The sequence below is a fragment of the Streptomyces sp. NPDC044002 genome (assembly GCF_056434525.1).
In genome coordinates this window covers 137,292-158,542 of the sequence record NZ_JBWKEZ010000006.1, presented here as the reverse complement: position 1 = coordinate 158,542, position 21,251 = coordinate 137,292, and the positions used below count along the sequence as shown (strand labels likewise).

General features: G+C 73.5%; 19 protein-coding genes and 2 tRNA genes. 4 read left to right on the top strand and 17 right to left on the bottom strand.

Annotation, left to right across the window (positions count from 1 at the left end; translation table 11 throughout):
• From AC07A6_RS06865 to AC07A6_RS06825, 9 genes are all read right to left on the bottom strand, one after another.
• Positions 1-745: TetR/AcrR family transcriptional regulator (locus AC07A6_RS06865; protein ID WP_478776338.1), on the bottom strand; the 745-nt coding region annotated here is incomplete at its 3' end.
• 60 nt (positions 746-805) lie between these two features.
• The gene (locus AC07A6_RS06860; protein ID WP_478776337.1) at positions 806-3,046 is read right to left on the bottom strand and encodes a glycosyltransferase family 39 protein; all 2,241 of its coding nucleotides are present in this window, start codon (positions 3,044-3,046) and stop codon (positions 806-808) included.
• Entirely contained in the window at positions 3,043-4,311 is a 1,269-nt protein-coding gene (locus AC07A6_RS06855; RefSeq protein WP_478776336.1) for a bifunctional glycosyltransferase family 2/GtrA family protein, read from the bottom strand. Before AC07A6_RS06855 ends, AC07A6_RS06860 begins: the two co-directional genes overlap by 4 nt.
• Before the next feature lie 25 nt (positions 4,312-4,336).
• Positions 4,337-5,854 (bottom strand): sensor histidine kinase, encoded by a 1,518-nt coding sequence (locus AC07A6_RS06850; protein ID WP_362456459.1) that lies wholly within the window; start codon positions 5,852-5,854, stop codon positions 4,337-4,339.
• Positions 5,854-6,621, bottom strand: coding sequence for a response regulator transcription factor (locus AC07A6_RS06845; protein WP_362456462.1), 768 nt, complete (start codon positions 6,619-6,621; stop codon positions 5,854-5,856). The genes AC07A6_RS06850 and AC07A6_RS06845 overlap by 1 nt, the downstream gene beginning before the upstream one ends.
• Positions 6,622-6,760: 139 nt before the next feature.
• Positions 6,761-7,645: an amidohydrolase family protein gene (locus AC07A6_RS06840; RefSeq protein WP_478776335.1), complete on the bottom strand. Its 885-nt coding sequence runs from the start codon at positions 7,643-7,645 to the stop codon at positions 6,761-6,763.
• Complete coding sequence (locus AC07A6_RS06835; protein WP_362456467.1) at positions 7,629-7,967, bottom strand: antibiotic biosynthesis monooxygenase family protein; 339 nt, start codon at positions 7,965-7,967, stop codon at positions 7,629-7,631. The genes AC07A6_RS06840 and AC07A6_RS06835 overlap by 17 nt, the downstream gene beginning before the upstream one ends.
• Before the next feature lie 89 nt (positions 7,968-8,056).
• Positions 8,057-8,947, bottom strand: coding sequence for a DUF2797 domain-containing protein (locus AC07A6_RS06830; protein WP_478776334.1), 891 nt, complete (start codon positions 8,945-8,947; stop codon positions 8,057-8,059).
• Complete coding sequence (locus tag AC07A6_RS06825; protein WP_007265336.1) at positions 8,944-9,378, bottom strand: Lrp/AsnC family transcriptional regulator; 435 nt, start codon at positions 9,376-9,378, stop codon at positions 8,944-8,946. The genes AC07A6_RS06830 and AC07A6_RS06825 overlap by 4 nt, the downstream gene beginning before the upstream one ends.
• A 143-nt stretch (positions 9,379-9,521) precedes the next feature.
• Here AC07A6_RS06825 and AC07A6_RS06820 point away from each other — a divergent pair, with 143 nt between their 5' ends.
• Positions 9,522-10,445, top strand: coding sequence for an SMP-30/gluconolactonase/LRE family protein (locus AC07A6_RS06820; protein ID WP_478776333.1), 924 nt, complete (start codon positions 9,522-9,524; stop codon positions 10,443-10,445).
• Between the two features lie 100 nt (positions 10,446-10,545).
• Here AC07A6_RS06820 and AC07A6_RS06815 read toward each other — a convergent pair whose 3' ends face one another.
• The 3 genes from AC07A6_RS06815 to AC07A6_RS06805 all read right to left on the bottom strand — a co-directional run bounded on the left by AC07A6_RS06815 (position 10,546) and on the right by AC07A6_RS06805 (position 11,606).
• On the bottom strand, positions 10,546-10,911 hold the full coding sequence (locus AC07A6_RS06815) for a PH domain-containing protein (RefSeq protein WP_007265334.1): 366 nt from the start codon (positions 10,909-10,911) through the stop codon (positions 10,546-10,548).
• Positions 10,912-11,089: 178 nt separating this feature from the next.
• A tRNA-Arg gene (locus tag AC07A6_RS06810) sits at positions 11,090-11,162 on the bottom strand.
• Between the two features lie 353 nt (positions 11,163-11,515).
• A tRNA-Ser gene (locus tag AC07A6_RS06805) sits at positions 11,516-11,606 on the bottom strand.
• Between the two features lie 177 nt (positions 11,607-11,783).
• Here AC07A6_RS06805 and AC07A6_RS06800 point away from each other — a divergent pair.
• From AC07A6_RS06800 to AC07A6_RS06790, 3 genes are all read left to right on the top strand, one after another.
• Positions 11,784-12,206: an SSI family serine proteinase inhibitor gene (locus tag AC07A6_RS06800; protein WP_362456476.1), complete on the top strand. Its 423-nt coding sequence runs from the start codon at positions 11,784-11,786 to the stop codon at positions 12,204-12,206.
• A 119-nt stretch (positions 12,207-12,325) separates the two neighbouring features.
• Positions 12,326-15,559, top strand: a complete 3,234-nt coding sequence (locus AC07A6_RS06795) for a PAS domain S-box protein (protein ID WP_362456479.1) — start codon at positions 12,326-12,328, stop codon at positions 15,557-15,559.
• A 14-nt stretch (positions 15,560-15,573) separates the two neighbouring features.
• Positions 15,574-16,149 carry an antibiotic biosynthesis monooxygenase gene (locus tag AC07A6_RS06790; protein ID WP_125813447.1) on the top strand — a complete coding sequence of 192 codons (576 nt, stop codon included), beginning with the start codon at positions 15,574-15,576 and terminating at the stop codon, positions 16,147-16,149.
• Positions 16,150-16,161: 12 nt separating this feature from the next.
• Here the strand turns inward: AC07A6_RS06790 and AC07A6_RS06785 are convergent, their stop codons facing one another.
• From AC07A6_RS06785 to AC07A6_RS06765, 5 genes are all read right to left on the bottom strand, one after another.
• Complete coding sequence (locus tag AC07A6_RS06785) at positions 16,162-17,811, bottom strand: long-chain fatty acid--CoA ligase (protein WP_478776332.1); 1,650 nt, start codon at positions 17,809-17,811, stop codon at positions 16,162-16,164.
• A gap of 188 nt (positions 17,812-17,999) precedes the next feature.
• Positions 18,000-18,533, bottom strand: a complete 534-nt coding sequence (locus AC07A6_RS06780) for a SigE family RNA polymerase sigma factor (protein ID WP_478776331.1) — start codon at positions 18,531-18,533, stop codon at positions 18,000-18,002.
• Positions 18,534-18,667: 134 nt separating this feature from the next.
• Positions 18,668-19,834 (bottom strand): lipid-transfer protein, encoded by a 1,167-nt coding sequence (locus AC07A6_RS06775; RefSeq protein WP_478776330.1) that lies wholly within the window; start codon positions 19,832-19,834, stop codon positions 18,668-18,670.
• Complete coding sequence (locus AC07A6_RS06770; protein WP_478776329.1) at positions 19,831-20,220, bottom strand: MaoC family dehydratase; 390 nt, start codon at positions 20,218-20,220, stop codon at positions 19,831-19,833. Before AC07A6_RS06770 ends, AC07A6_RS06775 begins: the two co-directional genes overlap by 4 nt.
• The gene (locus AC07A6_RS06765) at positions 20,217-21,251 is read right to left on the bottom strand and encodes an acyl-CoA dehydrogenase family protein (protein ID WP_362456494.1); all 1,035 of its coding nucleotides are present in this window, start codon (positions 21,249-21,251) and stop codon (positions 20,217-20,219) included. Before AC07A6_RS06765 ends, AC07A6_RS06770 begins: the two co-directional genes overlap by 4 nt.

Here is a 21,251-nt window from a genome sequence, read left to right as displayed (position 1 = left end):
ACTCCCCACGCCAGCCACCACCGAGGACAGAAACCCACACGCAACCCCCAACCCCCCCCCCCCCCCCCCCCCCCCCCCCCCCCCCCCCCCCCCCCCCCCCCCCCCGGGCCTTCGCCGTGTGCGCGGCCTTGGCCTCGATCCCTGCGATCAGGACGTCGAGGGCCAGGGCGAACTCCGCCTCGGGCGCCCGCCGGACCGTGCCGCCGCAGCCGTTCAGGGCGCAGCCGCAGAGGAACTGGGAGACGGCCAGGTGCGCGCCCGTCCGGGCGGCGTCCACCAGGCCGGTGGACTCCAGCAGCCGGTGCAGGGCCGCGTCGAAGGCTCGCGCGTGCGGGCCGATGTTCGGGTAGGCGACGCTGAGCGGGGCCACCCACGGATGCTCCGCCAGCAGCTGCCGGTAGCCGCAGGCCAGGGTCCGCAGCCGGGCCGGCCAGCCCTCCCCGGGGGACGGGCCGGCCGGCAGCCGCTGCTGGCCCAGGGCACTGTCCAGGGCCAGTTCGAGCAGGTCGTGCTTGGTGTCCACGTACCAGTACAGGGACATCGCGGTGACCCCCAGCTCGGCGGCCAGCCGGCGCATCGAGAACCGGCCGAGCCCCTCCGCGTCCAGCAGCCGCACGGTGGCGGCGGTGATCCGGTCCCGGTCCAGGCCCGAGGGCGCCTCACTGCGGCGTCTGCCGGGGGCGCCGGCTCTGGCGCCCAGCCACACACTGGTCCTGGCCTCGCCCGGATCAGCCTCGGTCACCATGGAGGCACCCTCCTCACCACAAGGGGATCGGCCCGGAATGCCCGGTCCGCCCTCTTGATGCTAGGGGGTCGTCAGGTCGTAGAAGGTGGCTCCGCCGATGGTGGTGGCCTTGAAGTTCGCCTTCACCCAGCTGTCGATGGCCGAGCCCGCCGCCCCGCCGGGACCTCCCGTGCCCCCGGGCCGGTTCGTACCCGCACCCCCCTCGCCGGAGGCGCCGTCGAGGCCGCCCTGGGCGATGAACCAGTGGATCTTCCCCGCCTTCACGTACTCCTTGAACTGCTCCAGCGTGGGCGAGGGATCGCTGCCGTTGAAGCCGCCGATCGGCATCACGGGGGCGCCGGAGGCCAGCTGGTAACTCGCCGCGTTCTGGGAGCCGACGGTGGCCGCCGCCCAGGTGTAGCGGTCGGCGCCGGTGCTCAGCGCGGCCTTGGCGTCCGCGCCGACCTTGGTGCCGCCCAGCAGCCCGCCGGGACCGCCGCCGGCGAAGCCCAGGCCCTCACGGCCGCCCGGGACGCCGCCCGGGGCGCCGCCCGGGACTCCTTGGCCGCCGGGGAATCCGCCCTGGGCACCGCCGTTCGGCCGCACCGCACCCGGGCCGCCCATCGGGCCGCCGCCCTGCGGCGCTCCACCGGGGAACCCGCCCTGCGCGCCCTGGCCGGCGGTGCCTCCCGGGACGCCCCGGAACTGCTCGGCGCCGGGGCCGAAGCGCATCCCGCCCGGGCCGCCCCGCCCGCCGGCCACCGCCGGGCCGGCCGTCGGGATGGACCCGGTGTGGCCCGTGCCGACGGTGGTCAGGCAGTACGCGAGCGGACCCGCCAGGGCCGCGCCCAGCCCCAGCGCGGCCGTCGCCAGCAGCACCCGGCGCCCGAAACGGGCCGCGAACGGCAGCAGGGCGGCGGCCAGCAGGCCCCCGGCCAGTACCGCCCAGCGCAGCCACGGCAGGTAGCCGGAGGAACGGCCGAGGAGTACGTACGACCAGACGGCGGTCAGGGCCAGCGTCCCGGACAGGGTGAGCGCGGCGGCCTTCCCGCCCCGCTCCTCCCAGAGCACGGCAGTGCCCATGCCGACCAGAGCGGCCACGAAGGGCGCGAGCGCGACGGTGTAGTACTCGTGGAAGATGCCCTGCATGTAGCTGAAGACGAGCACGGTGATCAGCAGCGAGCCGCCCCAGGCGAGGAACGCCGCGCGGGCCATGCCCTCCAGGGAGTCGGTGGCCCTGCGGGCCCGCCAGGTGACCACCAGCCCGGCCACCAGCAGCACCAGCGCCGCCGGCAGCAGCCAGGAGATCTGGCCGCCCACGTTCGCCGAGAACAGCCGGTCTATGCCGGTCTCCCCCCAGCCGCCGCCCCTGAGGCCGGGGCCTCCCTCGGGCATCCCGTACGCCCCGGCCCCTCCGGTCATGGACCGCCCGCCGCCGACGCTGCCCGTCTCGTTGCCGTTCAGCCGGCCGAGGCCGTTGTAGCCGAAGGTGAGCTCCAGGAAGGAGTTGTTCTGCGAGCCGCCGATGTACGGGCGGGAGGAGGCGGGCCACAGCTCCACCACGGCCACCCACCAGCCGCCGGACACCACCGCCGCCAGCCCGGCGAGCAGCAGCTGCCCGAGCCTGCGGCGCAGCCGGGTCGGCGCGCAGACCGCGTACAGCAGGGCCAGCGGCGGCAGGATGACGAAGGCCTGCAAGGTCTTCGTCAGGAAGCCCAGGCCGATCGCCGCGCCGGCCGCCACCAGCCAGCCCGTCCGCGCCCCGTCCAGGGCCCGGAGCACGCAGTACACGGTGACGGTCAGCAGCAGCGTCAGCAGCGCGTCCGGGTTGTTGAAGCGGAACATCAGCGCGGCCACGGGCGTGAGCGCGAAGGCGGCACCGCTCAGCAGGGCGGCCCCGGCCCCGAACTGGCGCCGCACTGCCGCGTACAGCACGGCGGTGGTGCCGACGCCCATCAGGGCCTGGGGTACGAGGATCTGCCAGGAGCCGAGCCCGAACAGCCGGACGGACAGCGCCATCGGCCACAGGGCGGCCGGGGGCTTGTCGACGGTGATGGAGTTCCCGGCGTCGGAGGAGCCGAAGAAGAAGGCCTTCCAGCTCTCCGAACCGGCCTGTACGGCGGCGGAGTAGAAGGAGTTGGCGTAACCGGACGCTCCCAGGTTCCACAGCAGCAGCACGGCGGTGGCGAGCAGCAGCGCCGCGTACGCGGGCCGCTCCCAGCGCGGCCGCACGGCGCCGGCCCGGTGCGCGGCGGTACTCGCGGCCGCGGCGGGCGGCCGCTCGGGGAAGGGGGAGTCGAAGGGGGCTGGGGCTGTGGTCATCGGTGGTCGTCCTTCACGGGAGTGGTGCGCCGCTCGGGGAAGACCCAGGCGCGGAAGAGCAGGAACCGCAGCACGGTGGCGGCGAGGTTGGCGGTGATCAGGACGGCCAGCTCGGTGCTGTGGGCGGGGCTCGCGGTGGCCGCGTCGAGGGCGGCGAGCGAACCGCTGGTCAGGGCCAGTCCGATGGCGAAGACCACGAGCCCCTGGGCCTGGTGGCGGACGGCCCGGTCGCGGCCCCGGACACCGAAGGTGAGCCGCCGGTTGGCGGCGGTGTTGGCCACGGCGGAGAGCAGCAGGGCGGCCGCGTTGGCGGTCTGCGGCCCGGAGCCAAGCCTGAAGAGCGAGTACAGGGCGAGGTAGCACAGGGTGGACAGCACCCCGACCACGCAGAAGCCGAGCAGCTGGCGGGCCAGCCCGCGCGGTACCCCGGGCAGGGCCGTGCGGTCGCGCGGGTCGTCACCGAAGGGGCGGGCGAGCCGGTCGAGCGGGAGCGCTCCGACCGCCAGCGCCCGGCCCACCCGCCAGACGCCCTTCAGGTCCTCGGTGGCGGTCTTCACGATGTGGACCGTGGAGTCGGGATCGTCCACCCAGTCCACCGGCACCTCGTGGATCCGCAGACCCGCCCGCTCGGCCAGTACCAGCATCTCGGTGTCGAAGAACCAGCCGGTGTCCTCCACCAGCGGCAGCAGCCGCTCCGCCACCTCGCGCCGGATGGCCTTGAACCCGCACTGGGCGTCGCTGAACCGGGCGGCGAGGGAGGAACGCAGCAGCAGGTTGTAGGCCCGCGAGACGAACTCCCGCTTGGCTCCCCGTACGACCCGCGAGGAGCGGGCCAGCCGGGTGCCGATGGCCAGGTCGGAGTGGCCGGAGATGAGCGGGGCCACCAGCGGCAGCAGCGCGTTCAGATCGGTGGAGAGGTCCACGTCCATGTACGCGAGGACGGGAGCCTCCGAGCGCGACCAGACGGTGCGCAGGGCCCGCCCGCGGCCCTTCTCCTCCAGCCGGAAGCTGCGTACTCCTTCGACCGAGGCGGCGAGCCCGGCCGCGACCTCGGGGGTGCGGTCGGTGCTGGCGTTGTCGGCGATGGTGATGCGGAAGGCGTACGGGAACGTGCGGGTGAGGTGTGCGTGGAGCCGGCGGACACAGGGGCCGAGGTCCTTCTCCTCGTTGAAGACCGGGATCACCACGTCGAGTACGGGCTCGCCGGGCGCGGACGCGAGCGGCGCCCGGGCCGGGAGGGCGTCGGGAGAGGTGTCGGTTGGCATGTTCCGACCCTCGCCGGGCGCCCTGTCACCTCGGTGTGGTGAGCCTGTGCGCCGTCTGTGAGTGCGTGCCGGGGTCGTGGGCCGCGAGCGGGAGCAGCACCTCGAAGCAGGTCCGGCCCGGCTCGCTGCGTACGCCGACCCGTCCGTCGTGCGCGCCGACCACTGCCTGGACGATGGCGAGGCCGAGCCCGGTCGATCCCGCCGCGCGGGACCGGGAGGCGTCGCCCCGGGCGAAGCGCTCGAAGACGTGGGGCAGCAGCTCGGGCGGGATCCCGGGTCCGTCGTCCTCGATCCGCAGCCGGACTGCGGATGTTTCACGTGAAACATGGGCGGTGACGGTGGTGCCGGGCGGGGTGTGGGTGCGGGCGTTGGCGAGGAGGTTCACCAGGACCTGCTGGACCCGTGCCGCGTCGGCGCGGACGGGTGCGGGCTCGTCGGGGAGGGAGAGGCGCCAGTGGTGGCCGGGGCCCGCCGCACGGGCGTCGCTGACGGCGTCGACGACGAGCGGGGCCAGGTCGGTGTCCTCGAAGGACAGCGGGCGTCCCGCGTCCAGCCGGGCCAGCAGCAGCAGGTCCTCGACCAGCCCGGTCATCCGGGTGGCCTCGGACTCGATCCGGCCCAGGGCGTGCCGGGTGTCAGGGCCGGGCTCCTCCCGTCCCCGGCGGGTGAGTTCGGCGTAGCCCCGGATGGAGGCGAGCGGGGTGCGCAGCTCGTGGGAGGCGTCGGCGACGAACTGCCGGACCTGCGTCTCGCTCTGCTGGCGCGCCGTCAGCGCGGAGGAGACGTGCCCCAGCATCCGGTTGAGGGCGGCACCGACCTGCCCCACCTCGGTGCGGGGGTCGGCCTCGGCGTCCGGGACCCGCTCGTGCAGGGCGGGCTCGCCGCTGTGCAGGGGGAGTTCGGACACCCGGGTGGCGGTGGCGGCGACCCGGCGCAGCGGGCGCAGGGCGACCCCCACCAGGGCCTGCCCGGCGAGCGAGGCGGCGATCAGTCCGGCCAGGGTGACGCAGACCTCGACGGCGATCAGAGTGCGCACGGTGGAGTCCACCCCCTGGAGCGGGAAGGCGAGCACCAGGGTGCCGTCGGGGGAGGCCACGACCCGGTAGGCGCCGAGGCCGGGCAGGTCCGCGTCCACGGGTTCGGTGCGGCCGCCGTGGCCGGCCTTGCGGGCGACCGCCGCTAGGGCGCCGGTCTGGGCTTCGGTGAGCAACTCGCGGTGGTCGAGGTTCTGGCCGGACACGGGGACGATCCGGGCGCCGCCGATCACCGTGCCCGCCGCGTCGAGGCGGATCCCGGTGGCGCCCATCGGGGAGCCGGGGGCGAAGACGAAGCCGAGGCCGGCGTCGCGGGCCGCCTTGGCCGCGCCAGGGCCCCGGACGGCCATCTCGACGGAGGTGGTCAGCTGCTTGTCGAGCTCTCCGACCAGGCGGGAGCGCATGGCGAGGGTGGTGACGGTGCCGATGGCCGCGCCCACGACGGCGATCAGCGCCACCGCCGAGACGACCAGCCGCGTCCGCAGCGACCAGGGGCGCCGGAGGACCACTAGTCGGCCGGCTTGATCAGGTAGCCGGCGCCGCGCCGGGTGTGGATCATCGGCGGCAGACCGGTGCCGCCCTCCAGCTTCCGGCGCAGGTAGGAGATGTAGAGCTCCACCACGTTGGCCTGGCCGCCGAAGTCGTAGGACCACACCCGGTCCAGGATCTGCGCCTTGCTGAGCACCCGGCGCGGGTTGCGCATCAGGTAGCGCAGCAGCTCGAACTCGGTGGCGGTCAGGTGGACCTCCTGCCCGCCCCGGACCACCTCGTGGCTGTCCTCGTCGAGGCGCAGGTCGCCGACGGTCAGGACCGAGCCGCCGCGGGCGGCCTGCGCGGCGCCGGAGCGGCGCACCAGCCCGCGCAGCCGGGCCACGACCTCCTCCAGGCTGAACGGCTTGGTGACGTAGTCGTCGCCGCCCGCCGTCAGGCCCGCGATGCGGTCCTCGACGGAGTCCTTGGCGGTCAGAAACAGCACCGGGACCTGCGGGATCTCACGGCGCAGCCGTCCCAGGACGGCCAGCCCGTCCATGTCCGGGAGCATGATGTCGAGGACCACCACGTCCGGCCGGAACTCCCGCGCGGCCCGGACGGCGCCCGCCCCGTCGCCCGCGCTGCGGACCTCGCAGCCCTCGTAGCGCAGGGCCATGGAGAGCAGCTCGGAGAGCGAGGCCTCGTCGTCGACGACGAGGACCCGGCAGGGTCCGCCGTCGGGCCGCAGCAGGGCCGTGGGGTTGCCGGTGGACGTGGACGCGTGAGAGGTGGTCGTCGCGGTCATGACCCCACGCTGGCGGCCGCCCCTGAGAGCGTTCTTGCCCCTTCCTGTGAATCTCCTGAGAAAGGGGCGCTCCCCGCGAGGGTGGTCAGGGAGGCAGGGGTGCTCAGGGAGGCAGGGGTGCTCAGGGAGGCAGGGGTGCTCAGGGAAGGGGGAGGCCGAACAGGCGGGCGGCGTTGTCGTGGCAGACCGCGCGCAGCCAGTCGTCGCCGAGACCGAGCCGTTCCAGTGCCTCCAGCTGGTGCTCGTAGGGGTAGGGGATGTTCGGGAAGTCGGTGCCCAGCAGGATCCGGTCCCCGAGGTCGGCGAGCCGCCCCAGCTCCCCGGGCGGGAAGGGGCCGAGGCGCTCCGAGAAGTCGGTGAAGGCCATGGTCGTGTCGAGGCGCACCTCGGGGTACCGGGCGGCCAGGTCGAGGAAGTCCGTGTACTCGGGCATCCCCATGTGCGCGACGACCAGCGGCAGCCGGGGGTGGCGGGCCAGCAGCCGGGCGACCGGCCCGGGGCCGGTGTGCTTGCCCGGGGCGGGCCCCGAACCGCAGTGGACGACGGTCGGGATCCCCGCCTCGGCCAGCAGCCCCCAGACGGGGTCGAGCCGTTCGTCGTTCGGGTCGTAGCCGCCGACCTGGAGGTGCGCCTTGAAGACCCGGGCCCCGTCGGCCACGGCCCGCGCGGTGTACGCCGCCACGTCCGCCTCGGGAAAGAAGGTCGCGGTGTGCAGGCAGTCGGGGGTGCGGGCGGCGAAGTCCGCGGCCCATGCGTTGAGCCAGGCGGCCATCGCGGGCTTGTGCGGGTAGAGCATGGAGGTGAAGGCGCGGACCCCGAACTCCCGCAGCAGCGCCACCCGCCGCTCCTCCTCGTGCCGGTAGGTGATGGGCCATGCGACGCCGGTCAGTGGTCCGACCGCGTCGAAGTAGTCCCAGACCTTCGCCAGCACCCGCTCGGGCATGAAGTGCGTGTGGACGTCCACCAGTCCCGGCAGGCCGAGCCGCTCGCGGAAGGCGCGGACCGCCTCAGCCGTTGCGGGCAAAGCCGTGGCTCCGCTCGACGGTCGCGACGTGCAGGGTGTAGCTCTCGTACCACTGGGCGCGGCCCTGCTTCATGGCTGCCTGGTGCTCCAGGTCCTCCCGCCAGACGCGCAGGGACTCGTGGTCGCGGAAGTACGCGACGGTGATCCCCAGGCCGCCGGGCGTGCGGGCGGATTCGTAGCCGAGGAACCCGGGGTTCTCCTCGACGATCTCGTTCATCCGGGTGTTGGTCTCCGGATAGCCGCTCTCGTCGGAGGTGCGGACGTTGGTGAATACGGCCATCACGTAAGGCGGTTCGAACGCCGGAACGGGCTGAATGCTCATGCCCCCACCCTCGGCGGAAGGCCCTTGGCATGTCCATCGGAATCGGCCCCGGGAGCCCAAAGGGATCCAAGTTTTGACCTTGCCCGGCGTCAGAACAGTCCGCCCTGCTCGGCCTCGGGCGACCCGGGCGCGACGACGGTCAGCGGGACGTCGGTGCGGGCACCCTCGGCGGCGGCGGACAGCTCCCATCCGGCCAGCAGCCGGGTGTCCACCACGAGCCCGTCCGCGAAGTGCAGGTCGGGTCCGGCGGCCCCCGCCAGCCGCCCGACGACGCTCCCGCCGGGCACCAGCTCGGTGACCAGCCGGGCCGGTTCCGGCAGCCCGGCCAGCCCGAACGCCCCGGCGTGGTCGGTGATTTCGCACCCCACCCGCTCCAGTGACTCCGGCCACCCGGTCAGCGCCGCGGCCCGCGCGTGCAGCTCGGCGACCTCCCGGGCCCGCTCGGCCTCCTCCGGCAGCCGGGCCCGTACGGCACGCTTGCGGGCGTAGGCGATCCGGTCGGGCACCCCCAGGGCGGCCCGCAGCAGCTCCTCGGTCCGGCGCGCCGCCATCAGCGGCCCGCGCCCCAGCCAGGCCCAGGTGACCGCCCCCTGCTCCAGCAGCCGGACCGGACCGCGCTCCTCGGCGGTGATGCCGACCTTGACCATCCCGGGCCCGAACCACGCCAGGTAGACGCGGTAGGTCCGCGGGTCGGCCGCATTGGTGTCCGCGGCCACCGAGAAGGACCGGTCCAGCCGGGCGCACTCGGGGCACTGGGCGCTCCCCGCCCGGCCCGGCACCGACCGGGCCACCGGGCACGGGGTCCGCTTCCCGGCCCGCCACACGCCCAAGCAGTGCCGCTCGCCGCGGGCGGTGAAGGCCAGCCGCTGCCCCGGGCCGATCGGGCTGCCGCGCTCCCCGCGCCCGCACCACCCGATGGCGGGACCCCCCGCGCTCCACCGGATCCCGGTGCACCACCAGCCCGCGGCGGGAGCGGTCACAGCGGGAGCGGCCGCTCGAAGAAGGTCTCCAGGACCACGGTGGCCTGCGTCCCGCTGACCCCGTCGATGGCGTAGAGCCGCCGCAGGACGTCCTGGAGCTGCTCGGTGGTGGCCGTGCGCACCTTGACCAGCACCGAGGCGCTGCCCGCGATGATGTGCGCCTCCTGGATCTCGGGGATGGCGGCGAAGTCCTCCGCCGACTCGCCCATCCACGCGTTGGAGTCGACCATCACGTAGGCCAGCACGCCGCTGCCGACCGCGGCCGGATCCACGTCGACGGTGGTCCGCCGGATGACCCCGCGCTCGCGCAGTTTGCGTACGCGCTCGTGGGTGGCCCCGGCCGAGAGCCCCACGGCCGCGCCGAGTGCCGCGTAGGACTGGCCCGCGTCCTGCTGGAGGCGCAGGACGAGCGCCCGGTCGATGTCGTCCACGCCGTCTTCCTCCCGTGGGCCCGCCGGCCCGTCGAGCCCCTTGGGCCGGTCGAGCCCGTCGGCTCTTGCGAAGACGGTACCTGATCCTGCAATCTCACCATCACACCGAACACAATTCGGAGCTTCACTCATCTGGGGGAATCATGTTGGGCATAGCTGACCTCACCCTGTACGAGATCCTGGACGAACGCTTCCGTACCGGCCGCTGCGCCAACGGAGACGTCCGCCTGGAACGGCTCTATGACGACTGCCGCTGGGCCGAAGGCCCCCTGTACCTGCCCGCCTGGCGCCAGCTCGTGTGGAGCGACATCCCCAACGACCGGATGCTGCGCTGGGACGAGGCGACCGGTGCGGTCTCCGTCTTCCGCTCCCCGGCCGGCCACTCCAACGGCAACACCCTCGACCGCGAGGGCCGCCTGATCACCTGTGAGCAGGGCAACCGGCGCGTCACCCGCACCGAGCCCGACGGCAGCCTCACGGTCATCGCCGACCGCTACGACGGCAAGCGGCTCAACAGCCCCAACGACGCGGTGGTCCGCTCGGACGGCTCCGTCTGGTTCTCCGACCCCGACTTCGGGATCACCAACGACTACGAGGGCCGGCGGGCGCCGAGCGAGATCGGCGCCTGCAACCTCTACCGGGCCGACCCGGCCACCGGCGAGGTCCGCCTCGTCGCCGACGGCTTCCTCGGGCCGAACGGCCTGGTCTTCTCCCCCGACGAGAGCGAGCTGTACGCGGCCGACACCCGCGCCGGCCACATCCGCGTCTTCAAGGTCGGCGACGACGGCACCCTCAGCGGGGACCGCGTCTTCACGGACTGCCCCTCCGTGGACAACATCCGCTTCGACGACGAGGGCCGGCTGTGGGCGGCCGCGATGGAGTCGGGCGTGCACTGCTACGCGGCGGACGGAGACCTCATCGGCCGGCTGCGCGTCCCGGAGCCCGTTTCGAACATCGCTTTCGGCGGCCCGAAGAACAACCGCCTCTTCATCACCGCCACCACCTCGCTCTACTCGCTGGTGCTCTCGGTGACCGGCCTCCCGCGCGTCCTGCCCGCCCGCCCCTGAGGCTCCGCCCCGCTCCGACCCGCCCCGGCTGAGCCCCCGCCCCTCCCGGCTCCCGCCCGGACGGGCGGATCTTCAGCCGGACGGCCCAGCCCGTGCCCGCCTAGCGCGCGACGAACTGCGTCAGGATCGCCTGCATCTCGTAGATGTCGACCCCCTTGGTGAAGGTCTTCTCGATCGGCGCCGGGCTGCCGGATATCCATATCTTCAGCTCGGCATCGAGATCGAAGTGCCCGGCCGTCTCCACCGAGAAGTGCGTGATGCTCCGGTACGGGATGGAGTGGTACTCCACCTTCTTGCCCGTCAGCCCCTGCTTGTCGACGAACACCAGCCGGCGGTCCGTGAACAGGATCGTGTCGCGCACCAGCAGGTACGCCGCGTAGACCTGCTCGCCGTTCCCCAGCAGGCGCGCGTAGTCCCGCTGCGCCGACGACGGGTCGACGGTGTGCGCGTTTCCGAAGAGTCCCATGAGAGCCCCCATCAAGGTTCGAACGATCTTCAAGAACCGTATCCGGGGGTCCGCATGGTCCACGTCCCCCTCAGGAGCCATTCCATCCCTGAGCTCTCCCGGGGGACCCCTCCGCCTTGAGTACCGCCCGGACACACGAAAGAGGCCCTCAGGACTTCTCCTGAGGGCCTCTCGGCTGTGCACTCGGCAGGATTCGAACCTGCAACCTTCTGATCCGTAGTCAGATGCTCTATCCGTTAAGCTACGAGTGCTTGGGCTTCCCGGGTTTTTTTCGCCCCGTTGGCCTTGCGAGAACAACAATACATGGACCTCGCCGGGACGCGAAATCCATTAGCCCCAAGGCCTCTGACCTGCGGAAACGCCCTGGAAGAAGATCGTCCGGTCGGGTCCGCGCCCGAGCGCCGGGCCCGGCGGGCTACCCACAGGGGCCCATCCGAAACCCCTCCAAGCCCTGAACGCGCCGGCCCACGCCTCCACCCGGTCCACGCACCCGCCCGGCGAGCCTGAACGCATCCAGCGCCAGAACCCACTCTGTGCCCGAACGCGTCCAGCGCCAGAACGCACCGAAGCCCCGGTCCATCAGGACCGGGGCTTCGGTGAGGTGCGGAGGCGGAGGGATTTGAACCCTCGATGGGGTGTAAGCCCCAAACCGCATTAGCAGTGCGGCGCCATAGACCGGACTAGGCGACGCCTCCAGCACACCCCCGCGTACGAAGGTGCGTGCAGATGATGACACAGCCTCGGGGCCGGTCACCAATCCGCTCCCAACGGTACAAGGAGCCGGGGCCGCAGGGCAAAGGCTTAAGCACGCAACGTCCGGGCGGGAAGGTCGTTGGTGAGGCGTACGACGTACGGACGACCTGGAGTGCCCCATGCTGCGTCTCGCCGCCTTCGCCGTCACCTCCGCCCTCGCCGCCGCGGCCGCCGGCCCCCTGCCTCCCCTGCCCCTCGGGCGCCTGCTGTCCTCACCCGACCGGCTCACCATCGAGATCTCCAAGAGCGGCAACCGCCTCGTCGACGGCACGCACCGGCTGGAGTGCCACCCCGCCGGCGGAGACCACCCCCTCGCCGAGGAGGCCTGCGCCCGCCTCGACACGCTGGCCAGACAGGGCAAGGACCCCTTCGCCGAGCCGGACTCCAAGAACTGCTCGTTCCAGTACGGCGGGTCGGCCGTCGCCCGCGTGACGGGAACGTGGCGCGGCCAGAAGGTGGACACCACGTTCCAGCGCAGGAACGGCTGCGACATCGCCCGGTGGAAGAACCTGGAACCTGTGCTTCCGGGGGAGCATTCCTGACCTGGGACGATGCGGCGGATGCACGTTTTCCCCCGTGCATCCGCCACCTCACGGCAGGACGGTGCCCTTAGACTCCTCCCGTGACATGCCGGTAGTCGTGGTCAGGGAGGAAGCTCGTCGTGAGCAGCAGGCCATCCCGAGGCGCTGCTCGCCTCGCAGCAATACTCGACGCGCTCCCGGACGCGCTGTTGCTCGTCAACGCCAACGGCACGGTCGTCAACGCCAATTCGATCGCCCTCGAAGTCATGGAGAGCCCCGGTACCGGGCTCGTCGGCCGCGGGGTGCTCGACCTCCTGCCGGAGTTCGACTCCAAGCAGATCCCCGGCTCCATGCGCCGTCCCGGCGACCGCGAGGAGGGCCGCTCCAAGCCGAAGCGGATGACCGCGCGCCGCACCGACGGCAGCGAGTTCCCCGTCGAGGTCACCAGCGCCCACCTCGACGGCCGCGACGCCTACCGCGAGCCCCAGCCGTACACCGGCGACGAACTGCTGATGCTCGTCGTGCGGGACCTCTCCGAGACCGTGGACACCGAGGCCGAGCTGGCCCGCTCCCAGCGGCAGACCGAGATGATCCTGCGCGCCGCCGCCGAGGGCGTCGTCGGCACCGACACCGAAGGCCGCGTCGTCCTCGTCAACCCGGCCGCCGCGCAGATCCTCGGATACCGCGCCACCGACCTCGGCAACCGCGAGCTGCACGGCCTGATCCAGCACTCGCGCGCCGACGGCTCGCCCTTCCCCTTCGACGAGTCCCCGCTCGCCGACACCCTCCGCAGCGGGCGCAAGCACCGGGTCCGCGGCCAGGTGCTGTGGAACAAGGCCGGGCAGGCCGTCGCCGTCGACCTGACCACCTCCCCCGTACGGGACGGGGAACTGCTCGTCGGCGCGGTGATGACCTTCACCGACCGGCGCCAGTACGACGCCCTCGCCGCGCGCCACGCCCAGCTGCTGGCCGTCCTCGGGGACTCCCTGCGCGGCCCGCTGGAGGAACTGCGCGGGGAGCTGGCCACGCTGGCCGCCGACGACGGGGGCCAGCTGTGGCCCGAGGCCAACCAGCTGCTCCACCATCTCGCCGCCGGCTACTCGCGGATGACCACCCTCGTGGACAACGTGCTGGAGTACCAGCGCCTGGACGCGGGCAGCGACAAGCTCAAGAAGAAGAACGCCCTGATCAACACCGTCGTCGCGGCGGGTGTCGACGGCGCGGTCGATCTGATCGGTCCCGGCCGGGTGCAGTTCGCCGTCCACGCCCCGACGATCGAGGCCGAGGTGGACGAGGGGCGGATCGCGGCCGCCCTCGCGCACCTGATCGCGGACGTCGCCGGAGTGGACGCCACCGGCAAGACCGCCCAGGGCAGCGGTTACGGCGACTCCACCATCGTGGTGGCCGCGGCCCAGCGGGGCGATGTCGTACGGATCGAGGTGCGCGGCCCCTACGAGGGCGGCGACCCGGTGCACGAGCCGATCGTGCGGGGCATCGTCACCGCCCACGGCGGGGTCCTGCAGACGGTGGAGGTACCCGGTGCGCCCGGCGGGGCGTACGTGCTGGAGCTGCCGCTGGGTTCGGGCGCCGGGACGGTGACCCTGCCGGAGCCCGAGGAGCAGCCCGCGCCGGAGCCCGAGGCCGCCCCCGCGACGGTCTCCGGCGGCCGACGGGGCCGGCGCGGGGTGGACGCCTTCCTGGAGGACGAGACCGCCGGGCCCAGGGGCCCCGAGGCACGCGAGGGCGGGGGCGCGCTGGCGCTGCCGTCCGGGCGGCGCCGGGCGGAGGGCGAAGCCCCCGCGCAGGGTGTCGTGGCCGGTCCGGCGGAGCTGGCGCAGTCCCCGGTGAACCCGGCGGGGCTCGGAACCGGGCGCCGACGGGGCCGCGACGGTGACGACGCCCCGCACGACCGGCCCGTGCCGCCTCAGGGCACCGCCATGCCCGCGCTGCCGCCCGTGCCGTCGGTGCCCCCGGTTCCGGTGACCGAGCACCCGGCGGGCCGCCGCAGGGCGCTGGGGCCGGCCGGGGCGGCCGCGCAGCCCGCCGGCCCGGTGCCGGCGGCCGGGCTCCCGGCGCCCGCCGCGCCGCGGCCCGTCGCCCCCGAGGGCGGCTTCGCCCTGCCGGCCGGGCCCGCCGCGGGTTCCGGTTCCGCCGAGTCCGACGCCGACGGCCCGGGCGGACGCCGTGGCCGGCGGGTGCTCGGCGCTCCCGCGGAGCCCGAGCCGCAGCAGCCGGCGGACGGTCCCGAGCCCGCGCTCCCGACCGGGCGGCGGCGTGCGCTGCCCGCGACCCCCGCGTGGCCGGTGCCCGCCGCGCGCACCGCCCCCGAGGACGGCGAGACCCCCGGGCAGCCCTCCGTCCCCGGTGCCCGCCGGCCCGGTGAGGCCGCCGTGGGTGCGGGGCAGCCGATCAGCGTGCGTGCTCTGGGCACCCTGGGCCAGGGCATCGCCGTGGACCCGGGCGCCGCGGGCGCGGAGGGTTCCGGTTCCGGCCGGCGCCGCCGGCTCGCCGAACCCGCGCCCCAGGGGAGGGCCTTCGCCATAGGGGCCCCCGAAGCGGGTGCCGCCGAGGGCCCGGAACCGCTGGACGGCCCCGGGGGAGCGGTCGAGGTGGTCAACCGGCCCGTACCGCAGCCCGTGGACGACGAGCTGCCGCCGGAGCCGCTGGACAACCCGCGCCGACTCCTGGTGTGGCCGGCGCCCGACGCGCAGACGCAGCAGGCGCTGAGCGACCGCGGCTACCGCCCGGTGGTCGTGCACTCGCGCGAGGAGGTGGACGCGCAGATCGCCGCGTTCCCCGCCGCGCTGTTCGTCGACCCGCTGACCGGGCCGATCACCCGGACCGCCCTGCAGTCCCTGCGCCAGGCCGCGGTGGCCGCCGAGGTGCCCGTACTGGTGACGGCCGGGCTGGGACAGGCCACGCGCGAGGCTGCGTACGGCGCCGATCCGGCCGTCCTGCTCAAGGCGCTCGCCGCGCGCGACAGCGAGCAGCACCCGTCCCGGGTCCTGCTGATCGAGGAGCACGACGAGATCGCCACCGCGCTGACCGCCGCGCTGGAACGGCGCGGCCTCCAGGTCGGCCGGGCGGGCGCGGACACCGACGCCGTGGAGCTGGCGAGCCGGATGCGGCCCAACCTGGTGGTCATGGACCTGATGCAGGTCCGCCGCCGGCGGGCCGGGATCGTGGACTGGCTGCGTGCCAACGGGCTGCTGAACCGCACTCCGCTGGTCGTCTACACGACCGCCGGGATCGCTCCCGCCGACCTGCCGCGGCTGGCCTCGGGCGAGAGCGTGCTGTTCCTCGCCGAGCGGGCCACCACGGCCGATGTGCAGGGCCGCATCGTGGACTTGCTGGCCAAGATCGGGACCAACTAGCGATCCTGGGGCCCATGGCCATCACCGACACGTCCGAGCACACCGTTCCCGCCGACAACGGGGAGGTCAACCTCCTCATCGCCCGGCAGGTGGAGCCCGGCCACGAGGAGACCTTCGAGGCCTGGGCCCACGGGATCCTGGAGACGGCCGCCGCCTTCCCCGGGCACCTCGGGTACGGGCTGTTCCGGCCCGCCACCGAGGGCGGCCCGTGGTTCCTGGTGCACCGCTTCCGCGACCAGGCGGCCTTCCAGCGCTGGCAGGACTCCCCCGAGCGGGCCCAGTGGTTCTCGAACTGCCTGGGCCACCACCACACCGAGATAGCCCGGCGTGAACTGCACGGGATGGAGACCTGGTTCGCCAAGCCGGGTACGACCCGGCCCGCGCCGCCGCGCTGGAAGATGGCGATCAGCTCGGGGCTGGCCATCTTCCCGATCTCGCTCGCGGGCAACGCGCTGCTCGGGCCGTACCTGGTGGACCTGCACTTCGTGGTGCGGACGGCCGCATTCGCGGTCGTCTTCAGCACCCTGATGACCTACGTGGCCATGCCCGCCGTCAGCAGGCTGCTGCGGCCATGGCTCACGCGCGGCTGACGTCCGCGGGGCCTACGCGAGGGTGGTGACGTCGAGGTCGCCGTCCGCGTACTGCTTGCGGATCACCTTCTTGTCGAACTTGCCGACGCTGGTCTTCGGCACGGCCTCGACGACCGTCCAGCGCTCGGGAAGCTGCCACTTGGCGATGGACCGGCCGAGGAAGGTGCGCAGGCCGTCGTAGTCCACCGTGGCGCCCTCCGTGAGGACGACGGTGGCCAGGGGGCGTTCGCCCCACTTCTCGTCGGGGACGGCGACGACCGCCGCTTCGGCCACTTCGGGGTGGGCCATCAGGGCGTTCTCCAGCTCGACGCTGGAGATCCACTCGCCGCCGGACTTGATGACGTCCTTGGCCCGGTCGGTGAGGGTGAGGAAGCCGTCCGCGCTGATCACGCCGACGTCCCCGGTCTTGAGCCAGCCGTCCGCGCTGAACTTGTCCTCGGGACGCAGGGGTTCGCCGGACGCGCCGTTGTAGTAGGAGGCGGCGATCCAGTTGCCGCGGACCTCCAGCTCGCCCGCCGACTCCCCGTCCCACGGCAGGACGTCGCCGGCGGGGCCGATGAGGCGGGCCTCGACGCCTGCGGGGAAGCGGCCCTGGGTGACCCGGTACGGCCATTCCTCCTGGGCGGTCAGCCCGGCCGGCGGGTGGGCCATGGTGCCCAGCGGGGAGGTCTCGGTCATGCCCCAGGCGTGGCAGAGGCGGACGCCGAGCTTGTCGTAGGCCTCCATCAGGGAGGGCGGACAGGCGGCGCCGCCGATGGTGACCTGCTTCATCGAGGTGAGGTCGCGCGGCTTCGCGGTGACCTCGGCGAGCAGCCCCTGCCAGATGGTGGGGACGGCCGCGGCGTGCGTGGGCTTCTCCTGCTCGATCATCTCGGCGAGCGGGGCCGGCTGGAGGAACCGGTCCGGCATCAGCATGTTGATGCCGGTCATGAAGGTGGCGTGCGGCAGGCCCCAGGCGTTCACGTGGAACTGGGGCACCACGATCAGGCTGGTGTCGTGGTCGGTGAGGCCCATCGACTCGGTCATGTTGACCTGCATGGAGTGCAGGTAGACCGAGCGGTGGGAGTAGACGACGCCCTTGGGTTCCCCGGTCGTGCCGGAGGTGTAGCACATGGCCGCGGCCTGGCGCTCGTCCAGCTCGGGCCAGTCGTAGCGCTCCGGGCGGCCCGCGAGGAGCTCCTCGTACTCGTGGACCCGGACGGCCAGGCCGTCGAGGGCGGAGCGGTCGCCGATGCCCACGACCACGACGTGCTCGACCGTCGGCAGGTGCGGCAGCAGCGGCGCCAGCAGCGGCAGCAGGGTGCCGTTCACCAGCACGACCCGGTCCGCGGCGTGGTTGACGATGAAGACCAGCTGCTCGGGGGGCAGCCGCAGGTTGAGCGTGTGCAGGACCGCGCCCATGGACGGGATCGCGAAGTACGCCTCGACGTGCTCGGAGTTGTTCCACATGAGGGTCGCGACACGTTCGTCCTGCTGGACTCCGAGCTCGTCGCGCAGCGCGTGCGCGAGCTGTGCGCTGCGGACGCCGATCTCGGCGAAACTGCGCCGATGCGGCTCGGCCTCGCCGGTCCAGGTCGTGACCTGGGACTTCCCGTGGATCGTCGACCCGTGGGCCAGGATCCGCGAGATCAGCAGCGGTACATCCTGCATGGTGCTCAGCAAAGCGTCCTCCCGGTGAGCGCTGCGGCGCTGCGGCGTCTGTCGGATGCTGCCGATTCTGCGCACGTACCGGTCGGCATGTCACTACCCGGGAGTACAAACAGGCTGGCCAATCACTGTCCGGAGCCGTTCCGTGGCCGATGTTTCACGTGAAACACGTGGGCCGGGGCCGGTGCGGCACCCGTCGCGGCTCAGCGCACCGGGTTGAGTTCGGGGTCCTCGCGCAGCTTGACCAGCGCCCGGGAGACGGCGCTCTTGACCGTGCCGATCGAGACTCCGAGCAGCTCGGCGGTCTGCGCCTCGCTCATGTCCTCGTAGTAGCGCAGGACGACCATGGCCCGCTGCCGGGCGGGCAGCCGGGTGACCGCACGCCACATCGCGTCGCGCAGCGCCTGCGCCTCCGCGGGGTCCGTTCCCGCCGGGCTCTCGCTCTCCGGGATCTCGTCGCAGACGAACTCGTCGACCTTCCGCTTGCGCCACTGGGAGGTACGGGTGTTGACCAGGGCCCGCCGGACGTAGCCGTCGAGGGCCCGGTGGTCCTCGATCCGGTCCCAGGCGACGTAGGTCTTCGCCAGGGCCGTCTGGAGCAGGTCCTCGGCGTCACAGGGGTTGGCGGTCAGGGAGCGCGCGGTACGCAGGAGGACGGTGCCACGGGTCCGGACGTACGCCGAGAACGACGGGTACTGCGTCGGGTTCGCGGCGAGCGTGCACACAGGCGTGGTCATGGCTCCACGCTAGAAGCGGGACGCCTTCCTGGGATCGGCCCCAGGTGCCGGAGCCGGGTCCCTCTCAGGTTGTACGGCCGGACCGCGCCCCACCTCCTGAAGGTGGAGGACGCGGCCGGCCGCTGGGACCGGAGTCAGGGCCCGGCCCCCAGGATCAGGCCGGAGGTCGGCACCCCCGTACCGGCCGTGACCAGGACGTTTTCTGCCCCCGGGAGCTGGTTGACGGAGGTGCCGCGCACCTGGCGGACGGCTTCGGCGATGCCGTTCATGCCGTGCAGGTACGCCTCCCCGAGCTGGCCCCCGTGGGTGTTGAGGGGGAGCGCCCCGGCCGCCGTGAAGTCCGCCGCCTCCCCCGGGCCGCAGAAGCCGAACGCCTCCAGCTGCATGAGGACGAACGGGGTGAAGTGGTCGTAGAGGATGCCCACGTCGATGTCCGCGGGCCGCAGTCCGCTGGTGCGCCACAGCTGGCGGGCGACCACGTCCATCTCCGGGAGGCCGGTGAGGCCGTCCCGGTAGAAGGAGGTCATCCCCTCCTGGCGGCGGCCGGCGCCCTGCGCGGCAGCGGTGATCACGGCGGGCTTCTGCCGCAGGTCCCGGGCCCGTTCGGCCGTGGTGACGACGAGGGCCTGGCCGCCGTCGGTCTCCTGGCAGCAGTCCAGCAGGCGCAGCGGCTCGACGATCCAGCGCGAGGCGGCGTGGTCGGCGAGGGTGATCGGCTTGCCGTGGAAGTACGCGGCGGGGTTGTTCGCGGCGTACCTGCGGCCGGTGACGGCGACGTGGCCGAAGGCCTCGGGGGTCAGGTTGTAGGTGTGCAGGTAGCGCTGGGCGGCCATGGCCACCCAGGACGCGGGGGTGAGCAGGCCCCAGGGCAGGGACCAGCCCAGGGCGGCGCCCTCCGCGGAGGGTTCGCGCTGCTGGACGCCGGAGCCGAAACGGCGGCCGGAGCGTTCGTTGAAGGCGCGGTAGCAGACCACGACCTCGGCCACCCCGGTGGCGACGGCGAGAGCTGCCTGCTGGACGGTGGCGCAGGCCGCGCCGCCGCCGTAGTGGATGCGGGAGAAGAAGGACAGCTCCCCGATGCCGGCCGCCTGGGCCACGGTGATCTCGGGGCTGGTGTCCATGGTGAAGGTGACCATGCCGTCGACGTCGGCGGGGGTGAGTCCGGCGTCGTCGATGGCTGCGTGCACGGCCTCGACGGCGAGCTTCAGCTCGCTGCGGCCGGAGTCCTTGGAGAACTCGGTCGCGCCGATGCCGGCGATGGCGGCCCGGCCGCCGAGGGCGTCGCGGGTGCGGACGCTCATGCGGCGGCCCCCAGGGTGACGGTCACGGTGCCCGTGACGTGGTGGCCGATGCGGTTGGCTCCGACGACCCTGATCTCGGCGGTGTCCCCGTCGACGGCGGTGACCGTGCCCGTGAGGGTCATCGTGTCGCCCGGGTAGTTCGGGGCGCCGAGGCGGATGGCGACCTTGCGCAGGACCGCGCGCGGGCCAAGGTGGTCGGTGATGTAGCGGCCGACCAGGCCGTTGGTGGTCAGGATGTTCATGAAGACGTCCGGGGAGCCCTTCGCGCGGGCCAGTTCCGCGTCGTGGTGCACGTCCTGGTAGTCGCGGGAGGCGATCGCCCCTGCCACGATCAGGGTGCGGGTGACCGGGATCTCCAGCAGCGGCAGCATGTCGCCGACGTTCATGCGTGTTCCCCCTCGGATATGAGGGCGCCCAGTTCGGCCAGCAGCTCGCTGCCGCAGCCCAGGTAGGCGTCCAGCTGGCGGCCCCACAGGAAGTGCCGGTGGACGGGGTGGTCCAGGTCGGCGCCCATCCCGCCGTGCAGGTGCTGGCCCGCGTGGACGACCCGCTTGCCCGCCTCGGAGGCCCACCAGGCCGCCGTGAGCGCGTGGTCGCGGGCCGGGAGCCCTTCGTCGACGCGCCAGGCCGCCTCGTACGCGGTGACCCGGATCGCCTCCGTGTCCATGTACGCGTCGGCCGCGCGGAGCATGACGGCCTGGTTCGTGGACAGCGGCCGGCCGAACTGCTCGCGGGTGGAGGTGTACTCCACGGCCCGGGCCAGCGATCCCGCGCAGACCCCCGCCTGGAGTCCGGCGAAGGCGGTGCGGGCGGCGCCGAGCACCTGGTCGTAGGCGCCCGGGCCGCCCAGCCGCTCCGCCCGCGCCCCGTCCAGGGTGAGGCTCCCCGACGCCCAGGGTGCCGTGGTCTCCACCGGCCGGACGGCGGCTCCGGGCGCGTCGGTCCGTACGAGCCACAGGGTCCGGCCCGTGTCGGGGACCAGGACGTGCGTGGCGTCGCGCAGCCAGGGCACGGCGGGGGCGGTGCCGGTGAGGAGGCCGTCGGGGGTGGCGGTGAACCGGCCGCGCTCGGGAAAGGCGCCGGTGGCAACGGCCTCGCCGGAGCCCAGGGCGGGCAGCAGTCGGGCCCGCTGCTCGGGGCTGCCGTGCGCGGCCACCGGCAGGACGCCGTACGCGCAGGTGGCGGCGTACGGGACCTGCGCGGTGGTGCGGCCCTGCTCCTCCAGCAGCAGGACCAGGCCGAGCAGGCCGACGTCCTCGACGGCGGAGGTCAGTCCGGCGGAGGTCAGGGCCTTCCAGAGTTCGGCGTCGCTTCCGGTGCCGGCGGCGGCGAGCCGTTCGTGGGTGGCGAGGTCGCGGAAGATCCGTGCGGCGAGGCCGGCCGCGGCGGCCTGTTCCTCGGTGGGGTGGAAGTCCAC

Coding starts and splice junctions, on each gene's coding strand:
- AC07A6_RS06860 (WP_478776337.1), bottom strand. CDS start 3,046: ATGACCACAGCCCCAGCCCCCTTCGACTCCCCCTTCCCCGAGCGGCCG.
- AC07A6_RS06855 (WP_478776336.1), bottom strand. CDS start 4,311: ATGCCAACCGACACCTCTCCCGACGCCCTCCCGGCCCGGGCGCCGCTC.
- AC07A6_RS06845 (WP_362456462.1), bottom strand. CDS start 6,621: ATGACCGCGACGACCACCTCTCACGCGTCCACGTCCACCGGCAACCCC.
- AC07A6_RS06835 (WP_362456467.1), bottom strand. CDS start 7,967: ATGAGCATTCAGCCCGTTCCGGCGTTCGAACCGCCTTACGTGATGGCC.
- AC07A6_RS06820 (WP_478776333.1), top strand. CDS start 9,522: ATGTTGGGCATAGCTGACCTCACCCTGTACGAGATCCTGGACGAACGC.
- AC07A6_RS06815 (WP_007265334.1), bottom strand. CDS start 10,911: ATGGGACTCTTCGGAAACGCGCACACCGTCGACCCGTCGTCGGCGCAG.
- AC07A6_RS06800 (WP_362456476.1), top strand. CDS start 11,784: ATGCTGCGTCTCGCCGCCTTCGCCGTCACCTCCGCCCTCGCCGCCGCG.
- AC07A6_RS06790 (WP_125813447.1), top strand. CDS start 15,574: ATGGCCATCACCGACACGTCCGAGCACACCGTTCCCGCCGACAACGGG.
- AC07A6_RS06780 (WP_478776331.1), bottom strand. CDS start 18,533: ATGACCACGCCTGTGTGCACGCTCGCCGCGAACCCGACGCAGTACCCG.
- AC07A6_RS06775 (WP_478776330.1), bottom strand. CDS start 19,834: ATGAGCGTCCGCACCCGCGACGCCCTCGGCGGCCGGGCCGCCATCGCC.
- AC07A6_RS06770 (WP_478776329.1), bottom strand. CDS start 20,220: ATGAACGTCGGCGACATGCTGCCGCTGCTGGAGATCCCGGTCACCCGC.